Here is a 17,578-nt window from a genome sequence, read left to right as displayed (position 1 = left end):
AATCAGGTAAGTAAAAAATTAGACTTATAATTCCGTCAGATATCGATTATCCGGCAGAATCTTCAAGAGTACGTTTCTGCTCAGTAATCTTGTAACTCTCAATCTGATCGCCAACCTTGATGTCGTTATATCCCTGGATACTGATACCACATTCATAGCCGGACGTAACTTCTTTCACATCATCTTTGAAACGCTTGAGAGCATCAATTTCGCCATCGTAAATAACGACACCGTCGCGAACTAGTCGGATTGGGTTATTTCGCTCAATCTTACCTTCAGTTACATAACAACCGGCAATGGTTCCCACTTTGGAAACTTTGAAGGTTTCACGAACATCAACAACACCCATCATCTGCTCTTTAATCTCAGGTGATAACAGACCCTCAAGGGCATCCCGAACTTCATCAACAGCGTCATAAATAACGCTGAACAGTCGGATGTCAATCTCTTCATTCTCAGCCAGTTTACGGGCACTTGTAGTTGGCCGTACCTGGAAACCGATAATAATCGCATCGGATGCAGATGCCAGAAGCACATCGGATTCAGAAATGGCTCCTGCTCCGGTGTGAATAATATTAACCGCTACTTCATCGGTACTCAACTTCTGAAGTGAACCTGAAAGAGCCTCAATAGAACCGTCCACATCGGCTTTGATAATGATATTCAGCTCGGAAACCTCCCCAAGGGCAAGTCGGCGTGAAATATCGTCCAGCGTCATGTGCTTGGTTGTTCGCATGGCTTGCTCACGGCGGATTTGCATTCGCTCGTTAGCTACTTCTTTAGCCAGTTTCTCGTCTTCTGCGGCAATCAATTTATCACCGGCTTGCGGCATTTCGTCAAAGCCCATGAGCTGTACCGGGGTAGATGGTCCGGCTTCTTTCACACGTTGGCCACGGTCATTCTCCATGGCTCGTACACGTCCAAAGCAAGGACCGGCTACAAACGGGTCTCCAACCCGAAGTGTACCACCCTGAACAAGGATGTTGGACACAATACCTTTTCCTTTATCCAGACGGGCTTCAAGTACAACACCATCAGCGCGTCGGTCAGGATTCGCTTTCAATTCAAGCAGTTCGGCTTCAATCAGTACTTTTTCGAGCAGGTCTTCAATTCCCTGTCCGGTATGAGCCGAAACTTCAGCATACTGAACCTTACCGCCGTATTCTTCAACAATAACGTCGTGCTCAGAAAGCTGCGTTTTAATTTTATCGGGATTTACTCCCTCTTTATCAATCTTGTTAATAGCTACAACAATAGGTACGCCTGCTGCTTTCGCGTGATTAATCGCCTCAATAGTCTGCGGCATCACGGAATCATCAGCGGCTACTACCAGAATTACAATATCGGTAGCTTGTGCCCCACGAGAACGCATAGCGGTAAAGGCCTCGTGACCCGGAGTATCCAGGAAGGTAATTTCGTTATCATTATGTACTACCTGATACGCACCAACGTGCTGGGTAATACCCCCGGCCTCACCGGCTGCTACTTTCTCTTCACGGATGTAATCAAGCAATGATGTTTTCCCGTGATCAACGTGACCCATTACCGTAATGATCGGAGCACGTGGTTTAAGATCTTCTTCCTCATCTTCAGGGATGGTCAGGTCTTCATCCATCTCTTCTGCTTCGATGAACTTAACTTCCTTACCATACTCTTCAGCAACCAATTCGATGGTACCGGCATCCAGTCGCTGGTTAATGGTAATCATCAACCCGATAGACATACATACCGAAATAATATCATTTACACCTACACCAAGCAGATCGGCCAGCTCATTAGCTGTAATGAACTCGGTTGTCTCGACAACATCTGATTCGAGCTCCTCGAGTTCCGCCTGCTTTTGCAGTTCCTCCTCACGTTCTTCTTTACGCTCTCTACGACGTTTCTGACGCTTACTCCCCACGGTTTTAGAAGACTGCATCTTCTTCATGGTTTCGCGCATCATCTTATCTACATCAGTCTCGTCAATTTCTGTCTTCTTCTTTCTCTTCTTGCGAGACTTTTTGGATTTGTTATCCGAATCAGATTTTGAGCTTGAAGAATCATCTTTACGGTCTTTACGACGCTTTCTCTTCTTACGAGGTTTACGCTCGGTAGTGAAAGATGCTTTACCTAATACTTTAGTTCCTTTTAGTTTACCGGCAGATCCGCGGATGACATCTTCATCCTCTTCGTCCTCATCATCTTCAGACTTCTTGGATTCAGTGTCTTCATCTTCCTCGTCGTCCTCGTCGTCTTTACCCTCCACTTTCTCGGATTCTTTAGCTTCTGCTTCGGCTTCTTTCTTCTCAGCTTTCTCAGCCTCTTCTTCCTCTTTCTTGGCTTTAGCCTCTGCCTCAGCTTTTTTCTTAGCTTCAGCTTCTTCTTTCTTCTTGGCCTCTGCTTCTTCTTCCTCTTTCTTTGCCTTAGCTTCTGCTTCAGCTTTCTTCTTAGCTTCAGCTTCTTCTTCGGCTTGCTCATCCGCCTCATCTTCCTCTTCGATAGGCTCTAAATCAAGCTCATCACCACTTTCATCATCTTGTGGCTCAAGGTCTTCAGTATCGTCGTCTTCCGGCTCCAACCCTACTTCATCTTCAATAGGTTCCAACACGTTGTCCAGAGTAACGCTGTCGTTGCGTTGGTTCATCATCTGGCTTCGGCGACTCTCATATTCTTCGCGGGCTTTTTCGTGATCTGCACTCTTTGCCCGGTCTTCGCCATACACCTCATCCAGCGCCTCATACATTTCAGGCGTTATTTTGAAGTTAGGACGATTGGCTACGTCAAAACCATCTTCACTTAAGGTATCCACAATACTTTGTGTAGATACATTAAACTCTGATGCTACTTTAAATAATGGTTTGGGTCTTTTAGACATATAGAATATTTGAATGTGAGCTTGTTAAACTAAGAATTTTTAAATGGAATTGCCGACTTAAGCCTCGTCTTCGAATTCGTAGGCAATTACACTCATAATCTTCTCAGCAAGCTCGGGATCTATTTCTTCGTTCGTTCTGCTTACTAATTCATCTGCATCTAACTCCAGAACTGCGCGTGCAGTGTCGCAGCCAATATCATGAAGCATCTGGATTACTTCTGCTCCGAAATCAACTTCAAACTCGTCGATATCGATATCATCTTCTGCTTCAACTTCACGATATACATCGATTTCGACCTCAGCCAGCTTGGAAGCAAGGCGAATGTTAACCCCTCCCTTACCAATGGCTTTTGATACTTCATCGGCCGGAACCAGTACATTGGCGTGTTTGGCTTCTTCGTTCAGTTCAACCTTCAATACTTCTGCAGGCTGAAGTGCACGTTTTATGAAGTCAATCTTATCCGGGGTGAAGTTGATCACGTCAATATTTTCGTTCTGTAATTCACGCACAATAGCGTGAATACGAATTCCTTTCATCCCTACACAGGCGCCAACAGGGTCAACGCGCTCATCATGTGAGAGAACAGCAACTTTAGAACGATCGCCCGGTGCACGTGCAATTCGCACCAATTCAATGATGCCGTCAAATACTTCAGGAATTTCGTTTTCAAATAATCGCTCCAGGAATAATTCGGAAGTCCTTGAAATAATCACCGTCGGGTTACCATTACGCATATGAACACCCGTCACTACTGCGCGGATTGTATCACCTTTGCGGTATCGATCTTTATAAATCTGCTCACTTTTGGGGAGCAGCAGCTCAACTCCATTGTGATTTACAAGAATGTCTTTATTGTGGCGAACCTGGTACACATCACCAAGAATAATTTCCCCAACGCGATCGGTGTAATCTTCATAAATATTATCTTTCTCGATCTCGCGGATTCGCTGCGCCAGCTGCTGGCGGGCCATCGTAACGGCTCTGCGGCCGAAATCTGTAATCTGAATTTCCTGAGCAAGTTCGTCGTATAGCTCAATATCAGGATCTACTTTTTGGGCATTTTCCAAGGTAATTTCAGCAACTTCATCGGTGAGCTCATCGGCAGGAACAACTTCCTGTACGTGTAAGATCTGTATCTCTCCCCGGTCAGCATTCAGGATTACCTCAAATGAATCATCCGACTCATATTTCTTGCGAATCATGGTACGGAAAACATCTTCCAGAATGGAAAGAAGCATATCACGCTCAATGCCTTTCTCGTGTGCAATTTCAGCAAACGAGGAGATAATCTGTTTTGATAATTCGTTCTGCATCAGTATAGCTTATTAAATTACGGGGATTATTTTGGTTTCAACGATGTTGTCGAACGGGATCTGAGTTTCTACTTCTTCTTCATCCGTTATAGCCACCACTTGGTCTTCAATGCCGGTGATGACTCCTTCTATTTTTTTATACTCACCGTCTGTATTCTTAAATTTGATAGTAGCCACCCTGCCTTCATTTTTTTTGTATTGCCGGAGATCGCTCAGTGGTCGACTCAATCCCGGAGATGAAACATTTAACCGATATTTTTTATCAAAAAGCTCATGAGCTTCAATCAAAAATCCGAGTTCGCGGCTAATTTCAGAGCAATGATCTATATTAACTCCGCCTTTCTCAGTGTCCAAAAGAACCCATACTTCGGTTTGACCGGAATGTGTTTTTAATTCCACATCCACCACAAACAAATCGTGTTCCTCGGCAAGAGGAGCCGCTAAGTCTATAATATTTTGGGTGATATCTATTTGCATTTCTATCAAATTCTGAAACAAAAAAAAGCGAGTGCCTTGCGACGCTCACTGCTTTTCAAAGGTAGCTCTATTTCGTCTAAATTTCAATGAAACAAACCGATTGAAGATAGATTCATTTTTGATTCAATGTTTTTGGAGTTAATTTCCTGACTGCCTTAAAAACTGACACATACCAAGTTTATCCACCAACCTGATTATTATTCATGAAGTACTCATTGTCAACTCTCTTGTTTTGCACCATATTTTGCTCGCTATTTGTGCTTTCCTGCTCCCAAAAAGATTCCAACAAGAAGAAAGAAATTCCTAATCAGGGAAGGCAATTGGATTTAGTGGAAGAGGTTACTTTTCTCACCCCCGAGGGTGAAGCGATTTCTACGGTGAAAGTAGCTCTGGCTGATGAACCTGAAGAGCGAAATCAAGGGCTGATGGACGTCACCGAAATGGCTCCCGATGCCGGCATGCTTTTCATTTTCCCCAATGAAGCGCCTCGAAGCTTCTATATGGCTAACACTCCTCTACCGCTCGATATCATTTTTGTGAATGCCGACAGCACCATTGTGAGAATTCATCATAACACCACCCCTTTCAACAGTGAACAGCTGCCTTCCGAAAAGCCTGCCAGGTTTGTGGTTGAAACCAATGGCGGGTATTGCGTTTCCAACGATATTCAGGAAGGAATGCGAATTCGGTTCTAAGAGGTTTTCAGGCTACTCTTTTTCAAACAACCGCTCATACCCATGATAAGGGCGAAGTGGAATCAGCTCAAAAGAAATCAGTCCTTTTTGAACAAGGGGAAGCGTTGAAAGTTTTTCTTCAGCTTCTTCAGTATCTTTGCATTCCAGGATAAGCACGGCTTCAGGTTTATCATCCCGAAAATACATTTCCCTGATTACCCCTTCCTTATATAACTCCCATCCCCGCCGGGCTTCGTCCCTTAAATGAGGAACAAAATCCCTCTTAGAAAGACCTTGCGCTTCTTTTTGAATGGCTATGATTCTCATAATTAATCTGAATTAAGAATGAACTTTAAAGTACCTGATATGGGAAGAACTATACTCAAATTTACCAAACGTGATGCCCTGAACGACTCGCTTGCGTACTGGAATACATCGAACTTTTTTCCAAATAACCCACCAATAGAAAAAGCTTTTTTATACTATAACCCTTCCAGAGTTACCGCAATTAGTTTGATTCGAGCATATGGGTTTAACTCTGGAAGGGTTAAGAGTTAATGAGTAAAAGGGTACAGCCCTTTACAAATAGAAACTCCTACTGTTCAACAGTTGCGTGCTCTTCCAGGAATTCCATCACGGTTTGTACATTCTTTTTTGAGCCGATGTAAATTGGAGTTTGCTCATGAATAGCTTTGGGCTGTAATTCCATGATCCGCGTTTGTCCATCCGTGGCCATACCGCCGGCCTGTTCAATAATAAAACTTAGCGGGTTACACTCATACATTAGCCGCAGTTTACCCTTAGGGTATCTTTTACTGTGAGGATAGATAAAAATCCCGCCCTTTATCAGCGTTCGGTGGATATCAGCCACCATAGAGCCGATGTATCGGGCCGAATACGGGCGATTGGTTTCAGAATCTTCCTCCTGGCAATATTTGATGTATTTTTTAAGACCTTCATCCCAGGAATTATAGCTTCCCTCATTGATGCTGTAAATAGCCCCATGTTCCGGCATTTTAATTCCACGATCACTCAATATAAATTCACCGATGCTTGGGTCTAAGGTAAAAATCGATACTCCCAGTCCTGTAGTATAAGCCAGAATGGTACTGGAACCGTATAGCACATAACCGGCCGCTACCTGACGTACACCTGCCTGCAAGGCATCTTCTTCACGAACAGCCGGATCAAATCGAGGCTCCCGCATATAGACAGAAAAAATACTCCCGATCGATACGTTCACATCGATGTTGGAGGAGCCGTCGAGGGGATCGAGATACACAATGTATTTCCCGCCTTTGCTGCCCAGTTTCACGACGCCGTCATTTTCTTCAGAAATCACCATGCACGTGATCAGTGAGCGATCGAGGGCAGAGATAAGCTGTTGGTCAGCAAAAAGATCCAGCTTTTTAACCGATTCTCCATGAACATTGGTGGACCCCTCGTAGCCAAGGATGTTGGTAATACCGGCTTTATTCACTTCGCGGGAAATAATCTTTGCGGCCAGACCAATATCCCTTAATAATTGTGAAAGTTCTCCTGTTGCACCCGGAAACCTGTTCTGAGATTGAATAATGTACTCTTCTAAGGTTACGAGTCTGGATTCTTTTGTACTCACCATATTTCTTTTCTTGTTGGAAGCGCTTTTTTAAAAGATAAGAATGTTTATGAGAGAAAATCTCCCGTTTTTTGAAATTCTAATCAGCCAACCGATTTAATCTCTTCCAAGATTTGTACCGCCTTATCTTTCAACTCATCTTCAGAACCGTTATTGAAAACTACAAAATCAGCAAGGTGCGTCAATGATTCAAAATCAGGTTGTTTATCCATACGGTTTCTGATCTCCTGCTCCGTTGCATGATCACGCTCCAAAGTCCGCTCTATTCTTTCGTCCTCATCAGCCATTACGATGATCACATAATCCAAATCCTTGGGCCGGCCATTGGATAGAAGTATAGCCGCTTCTTTGGCAAATACCTCCACACCTTCGCGCTCTTTTTCTTTGGCCAGTACGGCGGCACGGTCCCACAATACAGGGTGAACCAAGTTATTCAATTCCTCAACCCTTCCCTTTTGAAATGATTCCTGAGCAAGATATGGGCGATTCAAGTTTCCGTTGGCATCATATGATTCATTCCCAAAAACCTGCTTTATTTTATGCTGAAGTTCCTCATCCTCCTGCATCAGCTTTTTGGCAAAATCATCCGCAAACAGTACAAAAGCCCCGAGCTTTTCCCATTCCTTGCAAAAAGTAGTTTTTCCTGATCCTATGCCTCCGGTTATGCCTGCTTTAATCATTATGAAAAATTCCTGGGAGCTTTTCTGTTGTCAAAAATACTCAAAATATGTACTTCACTTTCCTTGATGATATAATAGATAGAAACTTCTTTACTTAACACAGCTCGTCTGATATCAAGCTTTTCATCAAAGATTGGAAATAAATGAGGGTTCTTCCCTATCAAAGAAAAACAGTGCTCAAGCCTTTGTGCGAAGTCACGGACTACGTTTTCTCCAAACTCCTGCGTTAGATAGTATTTTATTTGAGTATAATTTTGTTTGGCTTCATCGGTAAGCTTAACAAGAAAAGTCATATCAGCCATTAGCCCTTAAGAACTCAAATGCATCTGTAAGCCGGCCGGCTTTGGCATCTTCCAACCCTCTCTCAATAGATGCTCGTTCTTCAGGTCTAAGAGTTTGTAAATTATCTTTTCTTGTATAACTCCGAAGAAATATGTCGAAACAAGTTAGGTCTTGGGTACTGATTTGATCTAACATTTCAGTAAGTTCATTGAGCAGATATCTTTCTCTTTCAGCTTCGTATGACTCTTTCCCTTCACTGACGTACCCATACTTCTCTTCAAACTTTTGCCAGACTTCTTCCATTGAAACCGGCTCAACTTCACCATCTTCAAATTCTTTCACCCTTTTCTTAAGAACAGATAATTGTTCATCAGACAGGGAAGCCGGAGTCCATGGCCCCTTAGTCCAATTGTATAAAAACATTGAGGCAAGGTTTAGCTCCTCACCAGAGAGTTGTTGGACTCTTTTTTTCAGATGTGCCAGAAGTTTATTTCTATCCATAACGGAAGTAAACATTTATTCACTCTCAGGGCAAGTAAAAAAGCTAATCAATCACCGTTGTTATTCTCTGTTCAGAGGTTCCCGGATAGTCGGTTGTGTAATGCAGCCCCCGGCTTTCTTTGCGTTGCATCGCTGATCTGACAATCAGATAGCCCACACACACCAGGTTTCTGAGTTCACATAGCGGTACACTTACCTTGGTTCGGTGATAGAAATCTTCCGTTTCCTTGTAAAGTAATTCTGTTCTCCGCGCAGCTCTTTCAAGCCTTAAGTCGCTGCGAACAATTCCTACATAATTCCACATCACCTGTCGCAATTCCTGCCGGTTGTGAGAAACCAACACCCACTCTTCGGTATTGGCCGTACCGCTTTCATCCCACTCGGGAATCTCATCGTTCAAATCCAGCTCTTTAAAAAGCTGAACAGATCGCTTAAATGCCTGGTCCGCGAATACGAGTGACTCTAACAGACTGTTCGATGCCAGCCGATTAGCCCCGTGTAATCCCGTACAGGCTGTTTCGCCGCAGGCAAAAAGCCTTTCTATGGTAGTTTGTCCGTCAAGATCAGTGGCAACGCCTCCGCAAGTGTAATGGGTGGCAGGAACCACGGGAATTTGCTCCTTTGTGATATCAATACCATACTTCAGGCAAGTATCATATATAGTTGGGAATTCTTCTTTGAGCGACTCTGAATCCAAATGAGTGACATCCAGAAAAACATGATCATCCCCTCTTTTCTTAAGCTGATCATCGATAGCGCGGGCTACAATATCGCGGGGTGCTAATTCCTTTCGGTCATCATACTTTTCCATAAAGGCCTCGCCGTCCGAATTCCTCAAAATCCCCCCAAAACCACGAACAGCTTCAGAAATAAGAAATGAACCGGCTTCAGGAACAGCCAAACTGGTAGGATGAAATTGGACAAACTCCATATTCTCGATTCGTGCTTTTGCCCGGTACGCCATCGCTATTCCATCTCCTGTGGCTACCGGTGGATTGGTGGTATGAAGGTACACTTCACCGGCACCCCCGGAAGCCAAAATGGTCACTTTGGAGAGCATCCGTTTTACCTGGTCTCCCTTTTCGTCCAGCACGTAAGCCCCGTAACAATGGATTTTATCCAGTGTCTTCACCTTTTGACCCAGGTGATGCTCGGTCAGCAGCTCCATCGCAAAATGGTGCTCAAAAATCTCAATATTCGGATGATTCCGTGCCTGATTCACCATGACCGATGCAATCTCGAAACCGGTCGCATCGGCAGCATGGACAATGCGGTTTTCGGAGTGACCTCCTTCCCTGCCTAAATCAAGCTCTCCATTCTTATGGGTGAACTGAACCCCGTAATCAATCAGTTCCTGAATAAGCCTCGGGCCTTCTTTAACCACTAATTCAACAGCTTCACGATTGCACAGACCTGCTCCGGCTTCCAGCGTATCCGATATATGTTTCTCAAAGGAATCTTTCTTGTTGAGGACGCCGGCAATGCCACCCTGGGCATAAGCCGTGTTGGCTTCCATCATCTCTTTTTTTGTGATGATGGCTACGGTTCCGTGTTCAGCAGCCTTCAGTGCAAAGCTAAGCCCTGCAATTCCACTGCCTATCACCAGGAAATCGTAGCTAAACTTCGGCATCCTGTAAGAGATAAGCTTTTATGAATTCATCCAGATCACCATCCATCACCCCACTTACATCACTGGTTTCGTAGTTGGTACGGTGATCTTTAACCCGCTGATCATCAAAAACATAGCTGCGGATTTGTGATCCCCACTCGTTTTTACTTTTGGAACCTTCCAGCTTTGCTTTTTCCGCTTCCTGAATTTCTTTTTCCAGCTCATAGATTCGGGACTTCAACAAAACCATGGCTTTTTCACGATTCTGAAGCTGAGACCGCTCTTGCTGACATTCAGCTACTACCCGTTCGGTCCTTCCGTCTGAAAGTTCACCTTCCCAAATCAGCCGAACTCCGGTTTCTACTTTATTAACGTTCTGCCCACCGGCTCCACTTGAATGGAAACGCTGCAACTCCACATCACTTTCGTTGATATCTAACTCGATTGTATCATCAATCAGTGGAGCTACAAAAACGGAGCAAAATGAGGTATGCCTGCGTGCATTGCTGTCGAATGGAGAAACCCGTACCAGGCGATGAACACCACTCTCTGCTTTCAAAAACCCATAGGCGTTATCTCCCTGCACCTCGATGGTGGCACTTTTCAGTCCGGCTACATCGCCATCCTGATAATCGACAACCGATACCTTGAATCCGGCTTTGTCGGCCCAACGCGTGTACATGCGGTAGAGCATTTCACCCCAATCCTGACTTTCCGTACCACCAGCTCCCGGGTTGAATGTGACAATCGCATCACGATGGTCATCAGGTCCACTGAGCATATTGCGAAGCTCCATGTCTTCCAGGGCTTTCTCAAGCTTTTTATACTCAGCTTGCAGGTCATCTTCCACCTCTTCGCCCATCTCCTGAAATTCGAGATATACGTTAATGCTTTCACGCAGGTCATTCAGGTTATCCCAGCCTTCCACCAGGCTTTTTTCATGATTCAGCTCTTTCATTACAGATTGAGCTTTATCCGGGTCGTTCCAAAAGTTAGAATCCTGGGTTTGTTCGGTAAGTTCTATTATTCGGACTTTTCTTTTTTCGTAGTCAAAGATACCCCCTGAGCGCGTCCACACGCTCGTAGAGTTCATTAAGGTGATCTGTATTTATTGCCATCTGTGTTGTTGAATATATTTTATTTACCGCCTCTGGTAAGCAGCGCGCCAACCAGCAACCCGGCTACAAATGCGATCCCTAACCCTTGCTCCGGGTGGGCACGTACGTATCTGCGGGCGTTGCGGTATTCATGCTTTAATTCTCGTTCGAGGCCGTCGCGCTCATACTTTAAACGATCGAGCAAAACGTCGTATGTTTCTTCTGCTTTATTCTGAAGAGCTTCCGTAGTGTCATAAATAGTCTCTTCGATATCGCGTTTGGTCTTAGAATTTTTCTTTGAAGCAGCCATAATATTACCTCCTTTGGTTTTTCTGAAAATACAAATTCGCGTGCTTAATTTTCGAGTGATTTACGGCCTTATTTCGACCGCCTATATTTATGAACAATTTATAAAACCTGATGTTCCGTTGGATCGTTAACCGGTCACCAACTGATCTTTATACTGAAGCTCATACAGCTTTTTATAGATACCATTTTCCTGAAGGATAAGCTCCTGATGACTGCCGGATTCTCTGATCACCCCTTTATGCATTACCAAAATGCGGTCGGCATGTTGTATGGTGGACAGGCGGTGGGCCACAACAATCGAAGTTCGCCCTTCCATCATCAAGCGGCTCGATTCGGTAACCAGTGCTTCGGTTTCTGAATCCACGCTGGAGGTTGCCTCGTCCAGAATTAAAATTTCAGGATCGTACACCAGAGCACGAACAAAGCAAATTAGCTGCCTTTGTCCCATTGAAAGTGAAGCTCCCCGTTCCTGCAGTACATAATCGTATGTTTCAGGTAGTTTTTCTATGAAGCGGTGGGCCTCCACTTTGTGAGCGGCTTCAATTACTTGCTCTCTGGTAATATCCGGATGTCCCAAAGTGATGTTATCCAGTATGGAACCTGAAAACAGCGCATTATCCTGAAGCACTAACCCAAAATGCGATCTCAGATCATGAAGGGTCAGATCTCGGATATCTACTCCGTCCAGTTTTATGCTGCCTTTCTGGATATCATAGAACCTCATAAGAATGTTTATGATGGTCGTTTTCCCGGCTCCAGTGGCGCCAACAAGGGCAATATCATCTCCGGGTTCAGCCACAAACGAAATGTCTTTGAGAATCCATTCTTCATCTTCGTTGTATTTAAACCAAACATTTTCAAATTCAATTTTACCCTGCGGATTCTCAATCTGTTTGGGATTATCGGTCTCCTTCACTTTGGTTTCCGTATCCAGTACGCTGAATATGCGTTCCGATGAAGCCAGTGCCGATTGAAGCGTATTAAACTTCTCAGACAATCCCTGAATAGGCCGGAAAAACTGACGGGCATACTGAATGAAAGCTACCAGCACACCAAAGGTTACCCCATCCATTAACGCCCTCGCACCACCATACCATACAATGAGGGCCATAGCCAAACTGGCTGTTACTTCAACAATGGGCCAGAATATGGCAAAGTAGAAAATGGTTTCAATGTACGCGTCCCGGTGACCAGCATTGATTTTTCTAAATTTTTCCTGCTGCTTTTCCTCCCGGTTAAAAAGCTGAACTACATCCATCCCGTTGATATGTTCCTGGACAAAAGAATTCAGCTGGGCGATTTTGTCTCGCACTTCCAGAAACGTAACCCGGACTTTGGCCTTGAACCAAAAGGTGGCATAGAAAAGTATGGGGAGTACCGTTAATGTAACGAGCGTTAGCTCCCAGTTCATGCTAAACATGAAATAGAGGATGAAGATAATCCGAAACATATCCCCGATTATGGTAACCACACCGTCTGAAAGAAGTTCACTGAGGGCTTCAATATCACTGGTAGTTCGGGTAATTAGCCGGCCAATGGGATTTTTATCAAAGAACTGAACATTGAGCGTCTGTATTTTTTTGAACACCGTATTACGAAGGGAGTACAGTGAATTTTGCCCAAACCATCTGGTCAGGTAGGTATTAAAAACCAGAAGGATGAATTCACCCAGCAAAGCCCCGGCCAGAAGCGTGATAATCCACCATAAACCTTCAAAATCTTCGGTAGCAATATACTCATCAACGGCTATTTGGGTAAGTTTGGGCCGGATAGTCCCCAGGTAGGAAGCCGAAAGCGTAAGGCCAATGGCGAGTAATACGTACCAACGGTAGGGTTTTAGAAAAAAATAAAGCCGCCGAATCAGTGTGGTATCGACGGCTTCAGAATTTGATTTATTGCTCACAAGCTATGTTGATTAGAATCTGTCAAAGTCATCATAGGAAGATCTCGGAGTGATCTTCCGCCTTGAGCTTGAATCAGAGTCGTCTTTTTTGTCTTTAATGTTCGCGCTGTACGTACTGCTTCCGTACGTTTTGCGCTTATAATTGCTTTTTCCGCTATTAGAACGATTTGAGCTGCTGCTTCGGTTCCCACGCGAACTGCTTTTTCCACGGCTGGAACTTCCGCCTTTTCGACTTCGGAAATTCTTCTTCCCACCGCCTTTGCTGCTCTTGCGGCCTTTGTAATTTTTACCGCCGCCACCGGACTTCTTATTCAGCTCGTTGATCTCCACCTTTGGCGTAATAATTCCACGCTCATGGGTTGGATCTGTAAAAATCGGACGTAACTCATTAGCCAACCAGGCCGGATAAAATCCGTCACGAGCTTCCTGAAGTAAATCGTGTGCATTTGTATATCGGGCAGAGAAGTGTCCAATTACCAGAAGCTTGGTTTGTGCTTCTGTTGCTACCCGGGCAGCGTCAGCTGTTGACGAGTGACCGGTTTCACGGGCTTTGTCGTCCAGGTCTTTACCAAAGGTCGCTTCGTGATATAAAATGTTGGTGTTCATTGCCAGCTTCACGGCATTGGGTGTGTATTCCGTATCCGTTACATATGCAAAGCTATCACCCGGGCGCGGGTGTCCAACAATATCATGAGACTTCACCACAGTGCCATCTTCCAGGGTTACATCCTCTCCTGCTTTCAGAGCTTTGTACTGCTCATCTTTGGAGATGCCCATTTTCTCTGCTTTATCGGCGTCAACCTTTCCGGGACGATCTTTTTCCTGGAAACGGAAACCCACACAAAATTTGGTATGGTTCAACGGACGAGCTTCTACATAGTACTCATCTGCATCAAATACCCGGTCCACTTCAATATCTTCTTCAATTTCATGGAAGTTGATTTCATAAACCGGATCGATTTGTGAGAACTTGAGATTCCATTCCACATATTCCTTAATGCCTTTCGGGCCAACAATGGTAAGGGGCTTATCCCGACGTTGAAGCTGAAGGGTTGCCAACAGGCCAAGTAAGCCTGAAAAGTGATCCACGTCAAAGTGTGAAATGAAAATGGCTTCAATTTTTGAACGCTTTATCCCTGCCTGAAGCATGCGCATTTGTGCATTTTCACCGCAATCGAAAAGGAATACACTTCCTTCTCTCCATAAAGCTACTGAGGGTAAGTGTCTTACAGCGGTTGGGGTTGCTGAAGCTACTCCTAAAGGTACTACAATCATTTTTCTGATCTCCCGTAATGTATGTTTTCTTTATTGGGGCGTTGCTTTCATACAATTGGCCCCGGTTGATAACTTATATTTCTGCCAATTCTTGTTCTAATATCTGTTTGTTGTACATAGCGGTATATCTGCCATCTTTAGCCAACAATTCTTCGTGTGTGCCTTCCTCTACAATGTGTCCTTCCTCTATGTAATATATTTTGTCGGCATCCTTTATAGTGGAAATACGATGACTAATCATGATGGTTGTGCGTCCGCTTAACTCTTGCCTGAGGTGTTTTAATATTGCGTCTTCTGTTTTTGTATCTACCGCACTCAGTGAGTCATCAAAAATTAAAATCCTGGGGTCTTTAATCAGTGCTCTTGCTATTGCTGTCCTTTGCTTTTGACCACCTGACAATGTGATACCCCTCTCGCCAAGCATAGTCTTAAATTTTTTCTCAAAATCCAAAATATTCTCTTTAACCTGCGCTTTTTCTGCAGCCGTTTCAATCTGCTCATCCGAAGCGTTATCTACCCCAAAGGCTATATTTTCTCCGATGGTGTCCGAAAATAAAAATGTTTCCTGAGGAACAAAACCAATGGCCTCCCTCAAACGACCAAGCGACCAGTTTTTCAAGTTAACGCCGTCGATCAAAATTTCTCCTTCCACGGGATCGAAAAGTCTGGGGATCAGCTGCACCAAACTTGTTTTACCTGAACCGGTTCGGCCTACAATGGCAATGTTCTCCCCGGGTTTAATCTCGAAGCTGACATTCCTGAGCACCATTTCATCGGTATCCGGATATTTGAAACCTATGTTTTTGAACTCAATATGTCCTTCCATTTCACGATCAATCTGATCGTCCGAACTCTTAATTTCAATCGGTTCATTCATGAGCTCTTCAATACGGTTCCAGGATGCCAGTGAACGCTGAAAACGATTGGTGGTATAACCCAGAGCTGCAACCGGCCAAATCAGATAGGCCACATAAATCAAGAACTCAGCGATATTACCAACGGTAATTGTTCCGGCAATCACCATTTCCCCTCCCTTCCATATCACAATAAGTAAAGAGATCCCGATAAGGAAGTTGAGCGCGGGATGAAACATGGACTCAATCATATCTAACCGGAGTTTTTTCTTCCGGTATTTCTCGCTTTCATCCTCAAATAGCTTTTGCTCATTATCAATGCGGTTATACGCTTTTATGAGCCTGATGGCTGAAAAAGTTTCCTTTGCCCTTCCGGCTAAGGAAGAATACTGCTCCTGAATAATGGTTGAATGTGTGTGGATGAACCCGGTAATCCAGTAAGCAAAAATTGAAATAAGCGGAAGCGGGATCAGTGCCCACAATGTAAGAGTTGGATTCACCAGAAACATCATGGTCAATACAAATCCGGCACGTGTAATAGTGTTGATACTATACATGATAACCGGCCCGTAGTAATCGCGGACTTTTCCAACATCCTCCGTTGCCCGCACATAGGTTTCACCGGAAGAGTTCTCCGCAAAATAACGCTGAGGGAGCTTCATCAGCTTTTGGACTATATCGTTGCGAATATCGAACTCCACCCTTCGTGAAGTAACAATGAGGGTTTGACGGGTAGCAAATAGCAGAATACCGTACATCACAACCGCACCAATAAGAATCAGGGAATTGGTTGCTAGCAGCTTGGACGCTTCGGTGGTAAAGAGGGTTTGCACAATGCTGGAGGGTACATCAAATCCCTCTGCTCCTATTCTCTCTACTTCATCCATGGTTTGCCGGATGAGCACCGGTATCCAAACAAGAAATGCATTAGATGCAGTCAGGAAGAGGGCGCCCAGTATCATCGTGCCCTTGTACTTTTTAAGGTACCTGTTAAGTTGTTTTATAGCACCCAAACCTAATCCGGTTTAATGGCTTTAAATTTAATTATTCGGCGAATTGCTGAACCCAGTGTTTTCCGAGTTTCAAACCTGAAAGGTATGCCGATTCAACGGTGTTACCGTTCATATAAGCCCCAACCAAAGCTAATGGAGTGTCGTTTCCTCTAATTTCCATAAAGTCGTGCGGCAACGGATTTACAGCCCGGCTGTATCTCCAAAAATGCACTTGTTTCCAGTCAGCAAGGGCTGCCCAGCCTCCTAATATTTCTGTCAGTCTATCCGTAATCAGCTCTTCAACCACTTCACGGTCGCCATGCATATGCTTCTTCGCAAATTCCGAGGTAGTATGAACAACCAGTGTTTTCACCTCTCCCTCATTTCTCTTGGTAGTTTCATTGGAAATGAATTCAATTACATCATCTTCACAATCCAGCGCATTCCATTCAGGCATGTCTGCTTCTTCGAAACCGGCCATCAAAGTAAACTGAGACTCGTATTCCACTTCATCAATTTCACGAACCAGTTTCAGCGTTTCGATTTCATCGATGGTGGTATTAAGGAGTGCATAAGCCTGGCGGGCCGGTGCTGATATGATAACCGCATCCGCACTTTCTGTTAATGCGGTGGGGAAATTCAGCATCCAGCTTTTCTTCTTGCGGCGGTTTTCACCAATATGTGTAAGCCCACCCACCTTTTCATTTAATCGGATATCGAGATTTCTTCCCAGATATTTGCCTACGGTGTTCATTCCTTTGGGCGCGTAGTAATAAGGCGAATTATTCTCCCGAAAAGTTACCTTACCGTTTGCATTTCTGGTAGCATAGCTTCCTTCCCAGGTTGTAATTATATCTTTCGCTGCCAGTTCGGTAACCAGTTTCTTGAATTCCGAAGACTCAGCTGTAAAGAATGATACTCCGTGATCCAGCTTTTGGGCATTATCTTTACCGGCATAACGAGTAGCCAGCCTGCCTCCATAGCCTCCGCTCTTTTCAAATACAACAACTTCGTGGCCGGCATTTGCCAATTCTCGTCCGGCTGTTAATCCTGAGATTCCTGCTCCAATAACCGCAATCTTCATTATTTTTCTTTTTTAACTCTTGCACAAAACCGTCAGATTTTGCGCTTTGATG

At 44.4% G+C, this 17,578-nt stretch carries 16 protein-coding genes; 1 reads left to right on the top strand and 15 read right to left on the bottom strand.

Annotation, left to right across the window (positions count from 1 at the left end; all coding sequences use genetic code 11):
* Window positions 1-46: 46 nt before the first annotated feature.
* From infB to JJ941_RS04330, 3 genes are read right to left on the bottom strand one after another with little or no spacing between them, the layout of a single operon-like run.
* The gene (infB, locus tag JJ941_RS04340; protein WP_290962443.1) at window positions 47-2,857 is read right to left on the bottom strand and encodes a translation initiation factor IF-2; all 2,811 of its coding nucleotides are present in this window, start codon (window positions 2,855-2,857) and stop codon (window positions 47-49) included.
* A gap of 57 nt (window positions 2,858-2,914) precedes the next feature.
* Entirely contained in the window at window positions 2,915-4,171 is a 1,257-nt protein-coding gene (gene nusA / locus JJ941_RS04335) for a transcription termination factor NusA (RefSeq protein WP_255135513.1), read from the bottom strand.
* Window positions 4,172-4,183: 12 nt separating this feature from the next.
* Window positions 4,184-4,648, bottom strand: coding sequence for a ribosome maturation factor (locus tag JJ941_RS04330; protein ID WP_255135512.1), 465 nt, complete (start codon window positions 4,646-4,648; stop codon window positions 4,184-4,186).
* A gap of 203 nt (window positions 4,649-4,851) precedes the next feature.
* Here JJ941_RS04330 and JJ941_RS04325 point away from each other — a divergent pair, with 203 nt between their 5' ends.
* Window positions 4,852-5,343 carry a DUF192 domain-containing protein gene (locus JJ941_RS04325; protein WP_290962442.1) on the top strand — a complete coding sequence of 164 codons (492 nt, stop codon included), beginning with the start codon at window positions 4,852-4,854 and terminating at the stop codon, window positions 5,341-5,343.
* A gap of 12 nt (window positions 5,344-5,355) precedes the next feature.
* On the opposite strand, the gene JJ941_RS04320 is transcribed toward JJ941_RS04325, so the two are convergent.
* The 12 genes from JJ941_RS04320 to JJ941_RS04265 all read right to left on the bottom strand — a co-directional run bounded on the left by JJ941_RS04320 (window position 5,356) and on the right by JJ941_RS04265 (window position 17,526).
* Window positions 5,356-5,649, bottom strand: a complete 294-nt coding sequence (locus tag JJ941_RS04320; RefSeq protein ID WP_290962441.1) for a hypothetical protein — start codon at window positions 5,647-5,649, stop codon at window positions 5,356-5,358.
* A gap of 268 nt (window positions 5,650-5,917) precedes the next feature.
* Entirely contained in the window at window positions 5,918-6,943 is a 1,026-nt protein-coding gene (gene fbp / locus JJ941_RS04315) for a class 1 fructose-bisphosphatase (RefSeq protein ID WP_290962440.1), read from the bottom strand.
* Window positions 6,944-7,023: 80 nt separating this feature from the next.
* The gene (coaE, locus tag JJ941_RS04310; protein ID WP_290962439.1) at window positions 7,024-7,620 is read right to left on the bottom strand and encodes a dephospho-CoA kinase; all 597 of its coding nucleotides are present in this window, start codon (window positions 7,618-7,620) and stop codon (window positions 7,024-7,026) included.
* On the bottom strand, window positions 7,620-7,922 hold the full coding sequence (locus tag JJ941_RS04305) for a type II toxin-antitoxin system RelE/ParE family toxin (RefSeq protein ID WP_290962438.1): 303 nt from the start codon (window positions 7,920-7,922) through the stop codon (window positions 7,620-7,622). The genes coaE and JJ941_RS04305 overlap by 1 nt, the downstream gene beginning before the upstream one ends.
* A complete protein-coding gene (locus JJ941_RS04300; RefSeq protein WP_290962437.1) occupies window positions 7,915-8,403 on the bottom strand; it encodes a hypothetical protein in 489 nt (162 codons plus the stop codon). Before JJ941_RS04300 ends, JJ941_RS04305 begins: the two co-directional genes overlap by 8 nt.
* 43 nt (window positions 8,404-8,446) lie before the next feature.
* Window positions 8,447-10,033: an L-aspartate oxidase gene (gene nadB / locus JJ941_RS04295; RefSeq protein ID WP_290962436.1), complete on the bottom strand. Its 1,587-nt coding sequence runs from the start codon at window positions 10,031-10,033 to the stop codon at window positions 8,447-8,449.
* A protein-coding gene (gene prfB / locus JJ941_RS04290) for a peptide chain release factor 2 (protein ID WP_290962435.1) occupies window positions 10,020-11,130 on the bottom strand; the annotation gives its coding sequence in 2 pieces (ribosomal slippage) (window positions 10,020-11,063 and window positions 11,065-11,130; 1,110 coding nt in all). The genes nadB and prfB overlap by 14 nt, the downstream gene beginning before the upstream one ends.
* Window positions 11,131-11,149: 19 nt before the next feature.
* Window positions 11,150-11,419: a hypothetical protein gene (locus tag JJ941_RS04285; protein ID WP_255135504.1), complete on the bottom strand. Its 270-nt coding sequence runs from the start codon at window positions 11,417-11,419 to the stop codon at window positions 11,150-11,152.
* Window positions 11,420-11,545: 126 nt separating this feature from the next.
* A complete protein-coding gene (locus JJ941_RS04280) occupies window positions 11,546-13,321 on the bottom strand; it encodes an ABC transporter ATP-binding protein (RefSeq protein ID WP_290962434.1) in 1,776 nt (591 codons plus the stop codon).
* 12 nt (window positions 13,322-13,333) lie between these two features.
* A complete protein-coding gene (gene rnz, locus JJ941_RS04275; protein ID WP_290962433.1) occupies window positions 13,334-14,596 on the bottom strand; it encodes a ribonuclease Z in 1,263 nt (420 codons plus the stop codon).
* 73 nt (window positions 14,597-14,669) lie between these two features.
* On the bottom strand, window positions 14,670-16,412 hold the full coding sequence (locus tag JJ941_RS04270) for an ABC transporter ATP-binding protein (RefSeq protein ID WP_290962432.1): 1,743 nt from the start codon (window positions 16,410-16,412) through the stop codon (window positions 14,670-14,672).
* Between the two features lie 82 nt (window positions 16,413-16,494).
* Complete coding sequence (locus JJ941_RS04265) at window positions 16,495-17,526, bottom strand: FAD-dependent oxidoreductase (RefSeq protein ID WP_290962431.1); 1,032 nt, start codon at window positions 17,524-17,526, stop codon at window positions 16,495-16,497.
* Window positions 17,527-17,578: the final 52 nt, after the last annotated feature.

The organism is Gracilimonas sp., from assembly GCF_017641085.1.
GTDB lineage: Bacteria > Bacteroidota > Rhodothermia > Balneolales > Balneolaceae > Gracilimonas.
The sequence above is the reverse complement of the archived record's forward strand: the minus strand, read 5'-3'. Positions and strand labels throughout refer to the sequence as shown.